The organism is uncultured Rummeliibacillus sp., assembly GCF_934216135.1.
Lineage (GTDB): Bacteria > Bacillota > Bacilli > Bacillales_A > Planococcaceae > Rummeliibacillus.
The window spans coordinates 17,237-33,783 of record NZ_CAKQBI010000004.1 but is presented as its reverse complement, the minus strand read 5'-3'; the positions used below and the strand labels follow the sequence as shown (position 1 = coordinate 33,783).

The 16,547-nt window shown below is 33.7% G+C and carries 13 protein-coding genes and 1 other annotated feature; of the genes, 6 read left to right on the top strand and 7 right to left on the bottom strand.

The window, feature by feature from the left end:
- Nucleotides 1-7: 7 nt before the first annotated feature.
- Nucleotides 8-1,672, bottom strand: coding sequence for a GspE/PulE family protein (locus Q0977_RS03885; protein WP_299510794.1), 1,665 nt, complete (start codon nucleotides 1,670-1,672; stop codon nucleotides 8-10).
- A gap of 20 nt (nucleotides 1,673-1,692) precedes the next feature.
- A complete protein-coding gene (locus Q0977_RS03880; RefSeq protein WP_299510792.1) occupies nucleotides 1,693-3,069 on the bottom strand; it encodes a VanW family protein in 1,377 nt (458 codons plus the stop codon).
- Nucleotides 3,070-3,365: 296 nt separating this feature from the next.
- Here Q0977_RS03880 and Q0977_RS03875 point away from each other — a divergent pair, with 296 nt between their 5' ends.
- The 3 genes from Q0977_RS03875 to Q0977_RS03865 are packed head-to-tail and all read left to right on the top strand — an operon-like array spanning nucleotide 3,366 to nucleotide 5,784.
- Nucleotides 3,366-3,893, top strand: coding sequence for a hypothetical protein (locus tag Q0977_RS03875; protein ID WP_299510790.1), 528 nt, complete (start codon nucleotides 3,366-3,368; stop codon nucleotides 3,891-3,893).
- Complete coding sequence (locus Q0977_RS03870) at nucleotides 3,893-4,381, top strand: prepilin-type N-terminal cleavage/methylation domain-containing protein (RefSeq protein ID WP_299510788.1); 489 nt, start codon at nucleotides 3,893-3,895, stop codon at nucleotides 4,379-4,381. Before Q0977_RS03875 ends, Q0977_RS03870 begins: the two co-directional genes overlap by 1 nt.
- Nucleotides 4,378-5,784 carry a pilus assembly PilX N-terminal domain-containing protein gene (locus tag Q0977_RS03865; protein WP_299510786.1) on the top strand — a complete coding sequence of 469 codons (1,407 nt, stop codon included), beginning with the start codon at nucleotides 4,378-4,380 and terminating at the stop codon, nucleotides 5,782-5,784. Before Q0977_RS03870 ends, Q0977_RS03865 begins: the two co-directional genes overlap by 4 nt.
- A gap of 57 nt (nucleotides 5,785-5,841) precedes the next feature.
- Here Q0977_RS03865 and Q0977_RS03860 read toward each other — a convergent pair whose 3' ends face one another.
- Together Q0977_RS03860 and Q0977_RS03855 are read right to left on the bottom strand one after the other, a co-directional pair.
- Nucleotides 5,842-7,548, bottom strand: a complete 1,707-nt coding sequence (locus Q0977_RS03860) for a sensor domain-containing diguanylate cyclase (RefSeq protein WP_299510784.1) — start codon at nucleotides 7,546-7,548, stop codon at nucleotides 5,842-5,844.
- Nucleotides 7,549-7,623: 75 nt separating this feature from the next.
- Entirely contained in the window at nucleotides 7,624-8,880 is a 1,257-nt protein-coding gene (locus tag Q0977_RS03855) for a folylpolyglutamate synthase/dihydrofolate synthase family protein (protein ID WP_299510782.1), read from the bottom strand.
- An 85-nt stretch (nucleotides 8,881-8,965) separates the two neighbouring features.
- Between Q0977_RS03855 and Q0977_RS03850 the strand changes: the two genes are divergently transcribed.
- Both Q0977_RS03850 and Q0977_RS03845 read left to right on the top strand, forming a co-directional pair.
- Complete coding sequence (locus Q0977_RS03850; RefSeq protein ID WP_299510780.1) at nucleotides 8,966-9,832, top strand: RimK family alpha-L-glutamate ligase; 867 nt, start codon at nucleotides 8,966-8,968, stop codon at nucleotides 9,830-9,832.
- Between the two features lie 4 nt (nucleotides 9,833-9,836).
- Complete coding sequence (locus Q0977_RS03845; protein WP_299510778.1) at nucleotides 9,837-10,649, top strand: RimK family alpha-L-glutamate ligase; 813 nt, start codon at nucleotides 9,837-9,839, stop codon at nucleotides 10,647-10,649.
- 177 nt (nucleotides 10,650-10,826) lie between these two features.
- Here the strand turns inward: Q0977_RS03845 and Q0977_RS03840 are convergent, their stop codons facing one another.
- A complete protein-coding gene (locus tag Q0977_RS03840; protein WP_119415775.1) occupies nucleotides 10,827-11,792 on the bottom strand; it encodes a nuclease-related domain-containing protein in 966 nt (321 codons plus the stop codon).
- A 572-nt stretch (nucleotides 11,793-12,364) separates the two neighbouring features.
- A complete protein-coding gene (locus tag Q0977_RS03835; RefSeq protein ID WP_299510775.1) occupies nucleotides 12,365-15,013 on the bottom strand; it encodes a valine--tRNA ligase in 2,649 nt (882 codons plus the stop codon).
- 72 nt (nucleotides 15,014-15,085) lie between these two features.
- Nucleotides 15,086-15,297, bottom strand: a binding site (T-box leader).
- A gap of 450 nt (nucleotides 15,298-15,747) precedes the next feature.
- On the opposite strand from Q0977_RS03835, the gene Q0977_RS03830 reads away from it, so the two are divergent.
- The gene (locus tag Q0977_RS03830) at nucleotides 15,748-15,942 is read left to right on the top strand and encodes a hypothetical protein (RefSeq protein WP_119415773.1); all 195 of its coding nucleotides are present in this window, start codon (nucleotides 15,748-15,750) and stop codon (nucleotides 15,940-15,942) included.
- On the opposite strand, the gene Q0977_RS03825 is transcribed toward Q0977_RS03830, so the two are convergent.
- Complete coding sequence (locus tag Q0977_RS03825) at nucleotides 15,922-16,500, bottom strand: hypothetical protein (RefSeq protein WP_119415772.1); 579 nt, start codon at nucleotides 16,498-16,500, stop codon at nucleotides 15,922-15,924. The genes Q0977_RS03830 and Q0977_RS03825 overlap by 21 nt on opposite strands.
- Nucleotides 16,501-16,547 lie beyond the last annotated feature (47 nt).

Sequence of the window (16,547 nt, the reverse complement as noted above, 5' to 3'; positions counted from 1 at the left end):
TCACATCCTACTCATCTGTCGCCACACGTAATATTTCTTCGGTTGTCGTTAGACCATCTGCTACTTTTAATAGTCCATCTTCTAATAACGTGCGATATCCATGCTTGTACATATGTTTTTTTATATCTGCTAGACTTGCCTTATTAAGTATTAACTCTTTAACTTGTTCATCTACTACCAAAATTTCGTGAACTGCTAGCCTTCCTCTATACCCCGTATTATTACAAGATGGGCAACCTGACCCACGTTTTACTTGTGAAATTGGAATTTGATGTTTCTCAAATATACCTGATTCTCGACTTGATAATTGTTGGTATTCTCCACAATCTCGACAAACTCGACGAACAAGACGTTGTGCTACCACGCCAACCACTGAAGAAGAAAGTAAAAAAGGTTCAATCCCCATATCAAATAGGCGAGAGATAGATTCAGCTGCACTATTCGTATGTAACGTGCTTAATACTAAATGTCCTGTTAAGGATGCTCTTGTTGCAATTTGAGCAGTTTCTAAATCTCGTATTTCTCCAATCATGATAATATCTGGGTCTTGGCGCAAAATTGAACGTAAGCCAGTCGCAAATGTTAAGCCAATTTCTTCACGGACTTGAATTTGGTTGACACCTTCCAATTGATATTCCACCGGATCTTCAACCGTAATAATATTAACCTCTTCATTATTCAAGTAGGTAAGAGCAGTTGATAATGTAGAAGATTTCCCTGATCCTGTTGGACCTGTTATCAATACAATTCCATTTGGTTTGCTAATCATTTCTTTAAAATGATTTAAATTTGCTTCTGAAAAACCCAGTTTATGGAGATCTCCGTGTGAATTGTTTAAATCTAAAACACGCATAACCACTTTCTCACCGTAAACAGTCGGTAAAGTAGATAATCGTATATCAACTGGATGAAGATTAATATTAGCTTTAATCCGTCCATCCTGTGGTAAGCGATTTTCTGTAATATTTAAATTCCCCATAATTTTTATACGCGCAATAATCATATTCTGCATCGTTTTCGGTAAAGATCTTTCAGTTCTTAAGACACCATCAATTCGATACCGAATGCGAAGTTCTGTTTCTTGAGGATCAAAATGAATATCACTTGCTCTTTGAACAACAGCATTTGAAATAATTTGATTGACGAGCTTAACAATTGGCGAATCATCATCCAGCATTTCGTTTTCATCATTCTTTTCTGTAGGCATAAGATCATTTAATGCCGCATCCATTGTTTCTTGTAAGTCATAGTACTTACTAATCGCTCGTCGTAAATCATCTTTTGTCGCAATACAAGTTTCGATTTGACAGCCTGTAGCCATTCGCACTTCTTCAATCGCAAAATAATCCATTGGGTCTGCCATTGCGATCAATAACTTATTCTTTTCACGGGATAAAGGCATAAGTAAAGCACGTTTTGCCAAACCTTTAGGAAGCAACTGTATTAGGTCTTGATCAATAGCAAACTGACTAATACTAATGTGCGGAATGTCTAATTGAATTTCTAATACTTCTATAAGTTGTTGCTCAGTTAATAAGTTTTCGCGTATTAAAAAGTCACCAAGCTTTTCATCTTTGCTCTTATTATGTAAAGCAAATTCTAATTGTTCCCCTGTTATAGCCCCTGCTTCAACTAGTAAATCACCCAATCGTTTCCTAGTCGTTAAACTCATCATATTCACATCCTACAATGTTATTTAGTATCTTTTGGTGTTAATATATCGCCAGATTTGTTATAGTAACTGCCTTTCGGTACAGATCCACCATTTTTACTCTTTGTAGCTTCTTTATGATTTGCTGAAATTGAATTTTGCTCTTTACTATTTGAACTTTCGCTATTACTATTTAAATTTCCGCTCGAATTATCCTGATTACTTAAATCCTCAGAAACTGATTGTCCATTTGAACCTACTGAATCTTCGTTTGTATCATCATTATTATTCGTTGGTTGAATAGATGATTTTTCGATAATTTCATTTTGTGGAGCATAGTAATTTTGACTTATGAGTTGGGTCTTTGAATCACCATTTCCCTCTGTAATAGTTCGATAGATTAATAGCTGTAAACCCGGTTTCGCTTGTTGAATTTTTTTACTTTCACCTTTCGATAAATTCTTAGAGTAGCGATAGATTTTACGCGATTGAACTGTCTTTTTATCTTTCTCTGAAACAACGACTTTTGGGCTACCTGGCAAAGAAAATAATTCGATTTTTAGAGTATTCAATTTAACAGAAGCTACAATTTTTGTAGGAACTGTACTATGAGAGATGAATTTCAAATCCTTTTCTAAAAAAGGACTTACGGTAGCTTCGTATCCCGGTTTTATATAAGTTGGGATTTTCTCAGCTTGATGTCTTTCCATAATTTCAAAGCTACTTTGCAAAACTGCACTATATAATGCTGATGCCACAAGCGTCATAGAATCATCGTTGCTACCAGCTTTTGTGGCGATATCATTAAAAGAAAACGGCGTTTCTGGCTCAATCATAACACCATCTAATTCTTTAGCAATTGCTGTAGCATCTAAAACTTGAGCATCTTTTAGTGCAATTGACTGAAATGAGATACGCTCTGCATCTTTCATAGAAAAATCGTTCACTTTTATATTAATAGGAGATTTTTTCAAATAAGATGCTGCTTCAAGTACTTGTGATTTTATTTCTAAATTATGTAGATTTGTTTCACTTTTAATTTTTTTCATTAACGACGCACTTGCTCTAACATCTAACGGTTCATCAACAGTAGGAGAATCTTGCCAAAATGCATACCAAGGCTTTTCAGTATGCTGCTTAAATTTTCTAATAGATTTATCAATATTAAATAGAAAATCATCGCCACTTAATATTATTTTCTTAGAACCAACTGTTACGTAAATTTCTTCACTTTCCCAGTCTTCTATTGCGGCATTTAGTTGTCTTTTTATCTCTTTATCTGATAATTCATCCACAATAACAGTTCCAATCGTTGATCCATTAGAAGTTGCATACGCAGTAACATCCGCATTTTTTAAAGAAATTAGTAATATTGATAAAAATAGTATTATTGCCATTGTTTTAGACAAAAATCTCATACTTATATCCCCTATCAAAATCATTCTATTACGCATATATTTTTAACTTTATTTAACATTATATCTTATTCTTCTGAAAAAATCTGTGACTTTTTACATCTTTTTTGTTCAAAAAAATAAAAAAATAAATAATTAATATGATTTTTTTCATACAAATTATCTAAATTAGTGTATATAATATATATGCATGGATTAACTGTAAATTTATAGAATATCGTTCATGATATTTTCACCATATTAATCTAGTAACGATTTAATACTAAAGTAAAAAGATTATGAGAAAGGATATTAAAATGATGTCAAATAATGTTTATCGTAGCGAAAGAGGGGCGACATTAGTCGAGGTCATTGCTTCATTTGTCATCTTAGTCATTCTATTAGTATCATTTTTCACCTTTTTCATTCAAACGAAGCAAACAACGAAAAATTCAGAGGAAATAGTCGATGCAACTTATATAGCCCAAACTGAAATGGAGAAAATTTATCGTTTGAGCACTAACAATTCTAAATCTAATGCGGAAATTTCGATTACAAAAGATATTAATGCCGGAGGATTGGGCTATACAAAAGAATGCACTGGTTATGAAAGTCAAGCAAATTATACTCTTTATAAAAATGAGCAAAAAACAAACCCAAATGTAACTATTATTTTAAAATTAACAGAGAAAAAAAAGCTTCCAGTTACACTTACTAATGCACAAATTAAAGTTTATGTAACTAAAGGAAATAATAAAATTGATAACATTTGTGTAAAAGATGAAGATATTAAGCAAAGAAAAAAGGCACAAATAGAAAATATTATTGAATGGAAGGCTGGATCATAATGCGAGAAAATTTACATAATGAAAAGGGAATCTCTCTAGTTGAAATCCTTGCAGCAATAGTCATTATGAGCATTCTTTCTATATTAATCTTATATTTACTTACTAAAAGTACTACACAATATAATGAACAACTAAATGAAGCCAACCAATTAAATGACATTTCCTATGTACTAAAAATTATTACGAAAGAGATTCGAAAAACGACTGTTGATAATATTCAACCCATAAATAATGGTATTAAAATCAATAACACGAACTATCGATTAGATAATTCTACTCATACTATTTATAAATATACGGGGAATCCAGACGACTTTTCAAAAAATGACGAAGTTCTTGCTACGAATGTAGAAATATTTGATATACAAAGATTTTCATATTTAAATAGAGCGGAATGGACTATTACTATAAAAGATATGAAAAAAGAGGGCGTTCATAAAGCGAAAGAAATAACAACTACAATTGTGTCAAGGAGTGGAAAGGAATGAAAAAAGGATTTTATCAAAAATCATATTTTAATAATGAAAATGGATACACTCTTATTATCGTAATTCTTACACTTGTAGTAATAACTATTCTAGGATTAGGTTTGATGGGGACAACAGCTAATTCTTTAAAAATTTCATCACATGAGCGTGACAATCAATCAGCCTACTATATCGCAGAAGCAGGATTGGTACAAAAAAGAGCGGAAATAAAAGAGAAATTAAGTTCGGAAGAAACTGTTAATGAAGCTATAAAAAAAACATCTTTGTACTATAATTCACTCTCTAAATCTGAAAAAGAATCATTTAATTTCGCAGACTATGCTGTGAGTTTAATTTTAGGCCCAGATTCAACCACAACATATAGCAGCGATAATGGTGACTTTGAAAAACAATTTAATAAAGAGACAAAAGCAACAGTAAAGTCTAAAAAAATCAATAGTTTAATGTATAAAATAATCTCAGAAGGTAGAATAGGCACAATACAAAGTAGAACAATTTCTCAAGTAATTGATATCTCAAATACTTCAGATAACCCAGATAATCCAACTTCATTATCTAATAATACGGTTTACGTAGCAGGGCATATTCAACTAAATGGGAGTGCTCAACTTAAAAACATAACTATTGCTTCACCTTCACCATCAAAGGATGGGCATACGATTAATGGAAACTTAGATAAGGTAAAGTGGAACACTCCATTCAACTATAAGTTACCTGAGTTTCCCAGTAACCAGTTTAATAACTTTCCATCTAATTCTATAAATTTCAATTCTGAAAAAATCACTCTAGATAAAGATGTAACCATACAAAATTTTAAATCAAACTCTTTAACGATTGATGTTGGCTCTTCAAATCGATCAATTTATATTACTAATCTGGATTTATCAGGTAAAACCATAAAAATAATAGGATCCGGCAAGTTAACGATTTATATTAATAATTTAGCTCCACTTAATAAAAATGCATTTATTAATTCAGAGGGTAATAAGGATAACCTACAAATCTATGTTGAAAACCAAATCAATATTAATGGAAACTCATCACTTTCTATTGACGGTTCAATCTATGCATATAACGGAATTAACACAAGTAAAAAATTATATGTGGCTGGAGATATTATTATCGGAAAAGGAGATTTACACATTAATGGGAATGGGAAAGATAACTATATAAGTAGCGTTTCTGCAAACGGTATATATGCACCTAATTCTAAAATACACTTTAATGGGGGTAGTAAAACAGAAATAAAAAGTAATATTATTGTAAATGAAGTAATATTTAATGGTAATTCCACCATAGAAGGTATTGGGGACGAAACGTCCAATGAAAATAATGACAATATTAATAACAATAAAAACATTATTTTTAGATTAAATCCCCATTCTATTATCGAAAACAATTAATTCATAAAAAAGCAGAAGAATCCTATAGTTCTTCTGCTAACCTATTTAGTACACCCATCAAAACCCAGCAACCCGATTTCTCCCCTTTTGCTTTGCGCCAATATACATTGCTTGATCGGCGTTTCGTAGTAATGAAGGGCCATCATCGGCATCTTCATATGCAGAAGATACACCTATGCTAGCAGTGACATGCACGACTAGATGTGAGACATCTTCTATTAAATCTGGAGAAATTTCAAATGGTTGTTGCTCGATAGCTTTACGTAGATGCTCTGCAATTTTTAATGCTGCTGCTTTTGAATAGTTTGGTAGAAGAACGACGAACTCTTCCCCTCCGTATCTAGCAATGGTTCCTTGAGCAGCTACTTCTCTTCGTAAAAGATCTGCAATTCCACATAAAATATCATTACCACTTTGATGACCGTAATTATCGTTAATTCTTTTAAAATAGTCGATATCGAGCATGATCAAAGATAAATTACCAATATTCTGACACTTTAGTTCATCCATCATTTTTGTTAAATGCTCATCAAAGTATCTATAATTATATAAACCCGTCAAACCACAACGTTCGCTACTTTGTTTTGCATTTTCTACATATCTTGCTTTTTCTAACGAAACGATAAAATATGAACAAATAAGTTCTAAGATTTTAATTTGGTAATCTTTAAAGAAGTTTTTCTTTTTAGAAGTTAATAATAAGATTCCTTCCATACTTTTTTCTCTTAATAGAGGTAGCGCTAAAATACTTTGAGTATCAGAGGGTAAATAGTCATTTGAACACAAATCTAATTCTGAGCGTTTATTTATCCCAAATTTTGTTTCTGTAGTTAATATTTCAGTTAATAGACCCGTACTTAGTTCTTTGTGTGTAACGTTTTTCAAAATCATTTTTCCATTTTCATATGCCCTTAAAACTGAAAGAGTACCTGTCTGTTTTCTTCGATCAATCATATAAAGTCCATCAACAGAAACCATTTGGGGCACACGATCCATAAATAAGTCGAGTGTTTCTTCTGAACTTAAGCGATCAGCTAATTGATGTCCAAAGTGCGCTGCGTTAGAAAGCTCCTTATTTAACTTACTCGAAGTCCCATACAGTTCTAATAATTTTATCGCAATAAAAAATGGAATGCCGAGTAAAATGATAGCAATGACACCTACATGCTCACCTAAAATATACAAACTGATCCCCATCGGAAGCACAAAGCAACAGGTTAGATAATCCCATGCATCTTCCATCGTAAAAAATGGTGATCTATTTCCTAATAAAAGACCACTAAGTTTTAGTAAAATATGATTTGCTGTAATATTTACCAAGATATAAAGCAAACCATAACCAACTATCTCCTTAATACCATCTGTATGGATTTCTCCACCAAATTCTAAAAAGGCAAAACCACTTAGAAATGAAACAAGTAAGAACATAATCGAATTCCATGGCATACGGTAAAGTTGTTGCCGAGGTAGTTGTAAACGATAGATAAAAGGAATCATCGAAATTTGGAAAACAATAATTTCAATAAATAATCCAAATCTCAAAAATACAGCAAGACTTACCCATTGAATTAGGAAATAAGGTACACCATTAATATTCGCTGGCCAATAAGCAGTTACAAGACTTAAACAAGTAAGTCCTAGTAATAATCCCCAATCTATATCACCAGTAGGAGGGTATTTGAGATATATAGCATAGATGCTTAAAGGAACAATAGCAATCCATGCGATAAAGATCATTATTTGAAAAGTAAATGACTTTTTCATACTTCCCTCCCACTCAATCTTAATTTATTGTAAATTATAGCATAAATAATTTCCATTTCAATACAAATATATAGGTTATTTAAACCTTATTAATAGTGTATTCCTCCATTGGGCTAAAAGATAAAGCGACCCTGTCATAATAATAATACCACTCATATCTAGCTTTTTTTCCATAATTTGAATTATATTATCTTTGGATACAGATTTATTTTCACTATGACTTAAGTCGTATATCATATTAGCTGGCATTGCCCGTTCATTATCTACATCAACAAAAGTAAAACTATTACCTACTTCTTCTAATAACCTTAAAACACCTTCTACATCTTTATCCTTTAATATCCCCATAACAAAATGAATCTTTTGTCCTGGAAATTCTTCTTTAATCGTCTCAATAAGTGTTTTTGCACTTGCAGGATTATGTGCACCATCAAGATATAAGTTTTGAGTGATTTTTTCAAAACGTCCAGCCAAATGTGCTTCGTGAACACCTTTTTTTATCTTTTCTACATTAATTTCTATACCCTGTTCTTCTGCAAATTTTATAAAGGCGGTAATCGCAAGAGCCATATTACTACGTTGATGGGCACCTGGCATGATACGTTTCAAATGTGAAATTTCATAATTAGGTTTATAGTATCTTTCATCATCTTCCGTTACTTCAATAGAGAAATCTTTGTCGTACACATAGAGTGATGCATTTTGTTTTTTTGCTTCATCGATGAAAACCGTCATTGCTTCAGGTGGAAGCTCTCCGGTAATAATTGGTCTTTCTTTCTTAATAATGCCTGATTTGTGATAAGCAATTTTAGCTAACGTATCTCCTAAAAAGCGGGTATGTTCTAATGAGATACTAGGTACAACTGAAACAATAGGGATCATTACATTTGTAGAATCATAACGGCCACCCATACCACATTCGATAATCGCAATATCGGGTTTAAATCGACTAAATGCCAGATAGGCTGCTACTGTAAGAAGCTCAAAATCCGTTAATCTTCCACTTAAACCTGCCTCACTCATAATTTCAAAAATTGCATCCATCTCATTTGTTGTAATTGGCATTTCATTAAGCTGGATTTGGTCGTGAACATCTTCTATACATGGAGACATAAATGTAGCTGTCTTTAAGCCATGACTTCTAGCAATATGTTCAATAAATGTTACTGTAGAACCCTTTCCATTTGTACCAGCTAGATGAATTACCGGTATACTATTTTGAGGATTTCCCACTAAAGCTAATGCTTCTTTCATCGCATCTAATCCTGGTTTAATCGCTGGATCGCTGGAAATTTGCCAACGTTCCTTATATTCATCTAATTTAGGAATCATCTTAACACTCCGTCCTATATATTCAATCATTTTCGTGCTAAACTTTTATATATTATTATAGCACTGTGTTAAGGGGATTTTTATGATGAAAACTTGTTGGATTATATACAATGGTAGTCTTGTAAATGACAAATTTCTCGACCAAGCAAGACTAATGGCCGAAGCATGTGAACAGCTTAATGTTCAACCAATTATTTATAAAAATTATGAAATTATGATGAAGCTAGACGAAAAACTTCAAAACAAACCCGATTTCGTCATCTTTTTAGACAAAGATATTCTACTCGCAACTTTCTTAAAAAATAGTGGTATTCCAGTTTTTAATGATCCTGAGGTCATTGAGACTTGTGATAATAAGGCCAAACAATACATACAGCTCGCAAAAGCAAATGTACCAATGCCAACGACAATTATTGCACCAAAGGTCTATGCTAAGTTTACTATTCGAGATAGCGGTTATTTTAAAAATGTTTTACAAACATTAGGCTTACCCATGATTATTAAAGAAGGTCATGGATCATTTGGGATGCATGTCTATCTGATTCATACAAAGGAAGAATTTTATGAAAAAGTGGATGCACTTAGAGGTGTAGATTTTGTCTTCCAACAGTTTATCGATTCAAGCCGTGGTCGCGATATTCGGGTCAATATTATTGGTGATGAAGTCGTGGCATCCATGTATCGCCATTCTGAAACTGATTTTAGAGCAAATATCACAAATGGTGGTCATGCAGAAAAAGTAGTGTTGACGGATACACAGAAAGAAGTGGCTATTCAAGCAGCTAAAGCAGTTGGTGCTGAATTTGCAGGTGTAGATTTATTATTCGGACCAGATGAAGAGCCTCTAGTTTGTGAAGTAAATGCTGCAGCACATATTCGAAACCTTTATAATGTTACGGGCATTAATGTAGGTGTTAAGTTTGTCGAGTATATTTTGAAGAAAATTGGGTGATTTGATGGAAAAGGCTTATCTTATATATGAACGGGAAGACTCTAAGAAAAATACAATTTTTATCGAACAAATGATAGCTGCAGCACGGGGAGTGGAAATCGAGCTTATTTTAGCAATAGCTGATGAAATTGAGCAAAATATTATGGATATACCTTTCAATGGGGCACTATTTGTTTGGAATCGTACACGTAATCCTGAAATTGCTAAAAAGTTAGAATCGATTGGCATTAAAGTATTTAATCGTTCAACTGTAAATGAGCTTGCGAACAATAAAAAAGAGACCTTAAAGTTTGCCCATCTACACGGAATTCCTACCGTTCCTATCTTACGTGAAGAACAAATACAACAGTATCCTATTATTATTAAAACAATTGATGGACATGGTGGGAATGAAGTTGCTCTATGTAACTCAAGTGAAGATCTTAAATTTTTTCAATTAAAGTGGCGAGGGCGAAAACTATTAACGCAACCTTATATTGAGACAAACTCCACAGATGTACGGGTATGGGTTGTAGGTTCAAAGATTATTGGTGCTGTTAAAAGAAAAGGAAGTCACGATTTTCGATCTAATTACACTTTAGGCGGATCTATTGAAAAATATAATCTATCTCATGAGCAGCGTTTACAAGTGTTGACACTTCAAAAAGCATTAAATAGTAATTATATCGGCATTGACTTTTTACTACGACCGGATGGCAAATGGCTCTTAAACGAAATTGAAGATCCAGTCGGTGCAAGATCATTTTACAATTTATATGATGAAGATTTACCTACTATATTAATGGACTATTTCGTTCAGGAATTGGAAGGTTTATAGTTTCTTGGTGATGCGGGGGTGTCTGATGACTCTCCCGTATTTTTATTAGCTGTTTCTCACGCGATTTTCGGGTGGTCTCCCGCGGTTTCGACTGCTCCTCCCGCGGTTTTCAGTCTGTCTCCCGCGATTTTGACTAATTCTCACGCGATTTTGACAATTTATATCCTACTACATTTGTTAATTAGATTTATAATTTAAATAAGGAAGCATATATTTTACCCTGCTTGTTTTTCCCAATTTTATTAAATTCATATTTTTCAACATTCTATAAGATTGATCAACACTTTTTATATTAAGAAATTTTCTACATTCTTCATTGGATATTTTATTATTTATTATTGTTAAATAATCATAAATTGCCCTTTCATGAGCTTTTGAACTTTTAGAATAGCAATTAGGGCATCTCCAGTAATGGGATAATCTCTTCATTCCAAGTGTATTGCACTTATTACAGATTACACCATTTGAAACATCCTCTCGCGGAATATTATATCGTTCAATTAATGGGTAAGGTATAAATTCCTTATGCTTATCTAAAATGGAATGCCTCAAATATTCTAGCTCATCGTCAGTAATAGAATCGCATTTTGTCACAATCCTTCGTAAGAATGGCTTTATTTCATTTTTTTGTAGGACTGTAGTTTTGTTAGAACTTTGCTTAATAAAGCTTGATGTAAAAGGAAAAATTATTGCTCCGTAGACTGGAATATGAATATTTTTATTTTGGAAAAATTTTTGAAGTTGGTAAATATATTCTTCTAATTGAGGCTCTGGACTTTTAAAAACATGAATTTCACCATCAGGTAGTGTACGGATAAGTTGACTAGGATTGTCTGTCAATTCAATAGCGCCTTTAATATTTTTCACTTCAAAAATAAATGCATAGTAACGCGTTAATATTAAAATGTCAATTTGGATATGGCTTTCTATAGACAAATAGAGATCATGAAAAATGTAAAACTGGTATGGTAATTGGAGTTGCTCAAGAGAGTTCATTACAACTTTTTCGCCAAAGTTTCCTGCTTTAATACGGTTATATTCGTTCAATAACTCTTGCCTTTTTGGATTTGACAATGAGAGTCTTTGAATTAGTCCATATAGTGCATCTAAATAATGTGTATCAGAATACCCTTTTCCAATCAAATTGCTTCCTCCTTCCACTCTAGGTCAAACAAAGTATAAAAGGGTTCCCTAAATCATGCAAAGTAGCGAAATTAAAAAGCGTGCATTTTTTATTTGATAAAAAATCATTTTTTTATCATTTTCATTTATTTAAGCGAAATAAATACAAATTTTACTATACAAAAAATAGTTTTGCTTAATTTTGATATTTTCTATTTCTGCGATTTTCTCAGTTACTCATTCCTACTCACGCGATTTTCGGTTGGTCTCCCGCGATTTTGACTGCTCCTTTCGCGATTTTCGTTCGGTCTCCCGCGATTTTGACTAATTCTCCCGCGATTTTGACAATTTATATCCTACTTCACTTGTTAATTAGATTTTTTATTAGCTGTTTCTCCCGCGTTTTCCGGTTGGTCTCCCGCGATTCCAACTGCTCCTCCCGCGATTTTCAGTCTGTCTCACGCGATTCTGTCTAATTCTCCCGCGGTTCCGACAATTTATATCCCAAAACTCATCTCATCCATAGTAATCTACATAAAAAAACGCCCAAGCTACAAATAGTTAGCTTGAGCATTTTTTCTTTGTATTAAAAACTACATATTTTTCAATTCAGCAATACGTTTTTCTACAGTTGCAAATTTTTCTAGGTAATCTGCTTCTTTTTCACGTTCAGCAGCTACTACTGCTTCTGGTGCTTTTGATACGAAGCGTTCATTGTTTAATTTACCTTGAACACGTTTTACTTCTTTATCCCATTTTTCAAGTTCATGAGTAAGACGTTCAATTTCAGCAGATACATCGATCAAACCTTCAAGAGGTAAGAATAGTTCAGCTCCTGATACAACAGCTGACATTGTTTTCATAGAAGGTTGTAGGTTTTCACCTAAAGTTAGTGTTTCTGGATTACAGAATCTTTCGATGTATGCTTTGTTTTCTTCAAGAACTGCAAGAGTTGCTGCATCTTTAGCAGAAATGTACATAGGTACTTTTTTGCTCATTGGTGTATTTACTTCTGCACGGATATTACGAACAGCACGAATGATATCCATTAACAATTTCATATCTTGAGATTGTTGGTTGAAAGTAAATTCTGGGTTCACAACTGGCCATGAAGCTTGTGTAATTGATACACCTTCATGAGGAAGGTTTTGCCAGATTTCTTCAGTAATGAATGGCATTAATGGATGTAATAGACGCATAGTATTGTCTAAAACATATGCAAGTACGGAACGTGTTGTTTTCTTAGCCGCTTCGTCTTCACCGTATAATGGCAATTTAGCCATTTCAATATACCAGTCACAGAAATCATCCCAGATAAAGTTGTGTAAATGACGACCAACTTCACCAAATTCATATTTATCTGCAAGACGAGTAACTTCTTCGATTGTTTCGTTTAAGCGAGTTAAAATCCATTTATCTGCAACAGATTTTTCGCCAGTTAAATCGATTTCATCATATGTCATGCCATCCATGTTCATAAGAGCGAAACGTGACGCATTCCAAATTTTGTTAGAGAAGTTCCAAACAGCTTCTACTTTTTCTGTTGTATAACGTAAATCTTGACCTGGAGATGAACCAGTTGCTAAGAAGTAACGTAAAGAGTCAGCACCATATTTTTCGATAACATCCATTGGGTCAACCCCGTTACCAAGCGATTTAGACATTTTGCGACCTTCACCGTCACGAACTAAACCATGGATTAATACATCTTTAAATGGACGTTCGCCTGTGAATTCAAGACCTTGGAAGATCATACGAGATACCCAGAAGAAGATAATATCGTAACCTGTAACTAACGCACCAGTTGGATAGTATCGTTTGAAATCTGGGGCATCAGTATCTGGCCAACCCATTGTAGAGAAAGGCCATAATGCAGATGAGAACCAAGTATCTAATACGTCTTCATCACGAGTCCAGTTTTCTTCATCTGCTGGTGCTTCTTTACCAACGTAAACTTCACCAGTTTCTTTATGATACCAAGCTGGAATTTGGTGACCCCACCATAATTGACGAGAAATACACCAATCGTGGACATTTTCCATCCAACGAGTATATGTGTTTTCAAAACGATTTGGCACGAAGTTTACCTTTTCTGCTTCTTTTTCTTGAAGTTCAAGAGCAGCTTTTGCAAGTGGTCCCATTTTAACAAACCATTGTGCTGAAAGATAAGGTTCTACGACAACACCAGTACGTTCTGAGTGACCAACAGAGTGAGTGTATGGTTCAATGCGGATCAATACGCCCATTTCTTGTAAATCTTTAACGATTTGTTTACGACATTCGAAGCGATCCATGCCTTGGTATTTACCAGCATTTTCGTTCATCGTACCGTCTTCGTTCATCACGATAATACGTTCTAAATTGTGGCGATTACCAACTTCAAAGTCATTAGGGTCATGTGCTGGAGTCATTTTTACAACACCAGTACCGAATTCCATATCTACATAATCATCGGCAACAATTGGAATTTCGCGACCTACGATTGGAAGAATTGCTGTTTTACCTACTAAGTGAGCATAACGTTCGTCTTTTGGATTTACAGCAATACCACTATCACCAAGCATTGTTTCTGGGCGAGTTGTTGCAATTTCAAGTTTGCCAGAACCGTCAGCTAATGGATATTCCATATGATAGAAAGCACCTTCGATATCTTTGTAAATAACTTCGATATCAGATAATGCAGTTTTTGCTTGTGGATCCCAGTTTATAATACGTTCACCACGGTAGATTAAACCTTTTTCATAAAGCTTAACAAATACTTCTTTTACTGCATCTGAAAGACCGTCGTCTAAAGTGAATCTTTCACGAGAATAATCAAGAGCCAATCCTAATTTTGCCCATTGTTGTCGGATTGTGCCTGCAAAATTTTCTTTCCATTCCCACGTTTTTTCGAGGAATTTTTCACGACCTAGATCGTAACGAGAAATACCTTCTTCACGAAGTTTTGCTTCTACTTTTGCTTGTGTCGCGATACCTGCATGGTCCATTCCTGGTAACCAAAGAGCATCATATCCTTGCATACGTTTCATACGAACAAGAATATCTTGTAATGTTGTATCCCAAGCGTGACCTAAGTGTAATTTACCAGTAACATTTGGTGGTGGGATAACGATTGAATATGGTTTTTTACCACTTTCAGGTTGAGCTTTAAAAAATTCTCCTTCAAGCCACCATTCGTAGCGACCTTGTTCAATCGACTGCGGATCGTATTTTGTAGACATTGTTGTAGTTTGTTCAGTCAATTGGATGACCTCCTTTAATACTCGCTATCAGTAAAAGTAAATGGGGAGAAAATAAAAAACCTCCGCCCCTAAACAAAGGGCGAAGGTATTATTCGCGGTACCACCTTAATTTCAGCAAAAAGCTGACACTTCATCTGATAACGGCTTTTCACCGGTTTCTGCTACTAATTTGTTCACAGAAACTGCTCCAGGGCTACCTTCAAACGTCTACTTGAGAAACTTGCACCAACCGTTTCCTCTCTAACAAGTAGGAGCGTTCTACTCCTCCCCTTCTTCGCATATATATAGCTGTATTCATTTTACCGAATTAAAAATTGTTTTTCAAGCATTTCAAATTTCTGATTTTAAATCATATTCCCCACTTAATACTTTTAGACATTGAAGCAGAAAATAACATTTGCAAAACTCCAAACTCAATTGAATAATAATTGATATCAAAAGATATTTCGATATAACGTTATAATTTAAAACCATAAATACATTCTTATCATTAATAAATGAAATTATTTAGAATGGAATCAGGGCATTCATCATCATTCACTAAAAAATTTATGTACAAAGAAGTTGATAAAGACAAAGCACCATTACATCACAGAAAGATTGCAAAAATAAAAGATCTATACTTTGTAGAGTAAACTGCATAATAACTTTCCTACTTAACTACAAAAATCCATTCCTAGCAACATATAATACTAGGAATGGATTTTTCATTTTAAAAGAAAGGAGATTGAAACATGAAAAAGGGTCGTTACAATCCATATTTACTCCCTCCTTGGTTGCGCAAGACAAGGTTTTACTGTAAGAATATCATCATACCTATATCCTGCTTTCAATTCATTCGAGTCATTTTTGTACCGACATCTTTAGACGTTGTCTTACTGTTAATCTTTTTATTACTTTGGTATTTGTTATTTACGGATACCATTTAATTGAATTTCAACAGTTGTATAATGTTCTTCTAAGTCCCACAATAGTTCGCTTATGATTGATTCTTCGTCATCATATGCTTCAGTAGATGTATCTGAGAGGTCGACTAAATCTGTACTTTCTACAGGTTGTACTACGGCCTCTGACGATTCATTCTGTAGCTCTTCATAACTACATTCTACTTGATACTTAACCTGACAAATACCATCATCTTGCATCTCTACTTTAATATCTCGTGCATTTAATTTAACAGATGATTGTGGGATTTCTTTTGGCAAACTAATTTCAAAGGGATTAGCATATTCAAAATATGCTTCTTTTTCTTTCCATTCCACGTCATCTATTAGAGTGCACTCATTCGATAACTGTTTTACCCTTTCCTTTTCTTTATCAAATTCAAGAAAAGCTGATAGGTGATAAATGCCCGAAATTGTGAGTGATAAATCATCTACTTGTTGCTCCCAATGTGGTACTACTTTTATCTCACTTACTTTTACTGGGCAGCCATATGATTCTGGAAAAATAAATGATTCATTTATTTCCCTGGTAATATTTTTCACTCGCTATCCCTCCTCTATCTTCATATATATGCAAAAAAAATGAAAAC

What these genes read in the sequence shown, in the direction of transcription:
- Q0977_RS03885 (WP_299510794.1), bottom strand. Translation starts at nt 1,672, where the DNA reads ATGAGTTTAACGACTAGGAAACGATTGGGTGATTTACTAGTTGAAGCA.
- Q0977_RS03870 (WP_299510788.1), top strand. Translation starts at nt 3,893, where the DNA reads ATGCGAGAAAATTTACATAATGAAAAGGGAATCTCTCTAGTTGAAATC.
- Q0977_RS03865 (WP_299510786.1), top strand. Translation starts at nt 4,378, where the DNA reads ATGAAAAAAGGATTTTATCAAAAATCATATTTTAATAATGAAAATGGA.
- Q0977_RS03875 (WP_299510790.1), top strand. Translation starts at nt 3,366, where the DNA reads ATGTCAAATAATGTTTATCGTAGCGAAAGAGGGGCGACATTAGTCGAG.
- Q0977_RS03880 (WP_299510792.1), bottom strand. Translation starts at nt 3,069, where the DNA reads ATGAGATTTTTGTCTAAAACAATGGCAATAATACTATTTTTATCAATA.
- Q0977_RS03860 (WP_299510784.1), bottom strand. Translation starts at nt 7,548, where the DNA reads ATGAAAAAGTCATTTACTTTTCAAATAATGATCTTTATCGCATGGATT.
- Q0977_RS03850 (WP_299510780.1), top strand. Translation starts at nt 8,966, where the DNA reads ATGAAAACTTGTTGGATTATATACAATGGTAGTCTTGTAAATGACAAA.
- Q0977_RS03830 (WP_119415773.1), top strand. Translation starts at nt 15,748, where the DNA reads ATGAAAAAGGGTCGTTACAATCCATATTTACTCCCTCCTTGGTTGCGC.
- Q0977_RS03855 (WP_299510782.1), bottom strand. Translation starts at nt 8,880, where the DNA reads ATGATTCCTAAATTAGATGAATATAAGGAACGTTGGCAAATTTCCAGC.
- Q0977_RS03845 (WP_299510778.1), top strand. Translation starts at nt 9,837, where the DNA reads ATGGAAAAGGCTTATCTTATATATGAACGGGAAGACTCTAAGAAAAAT.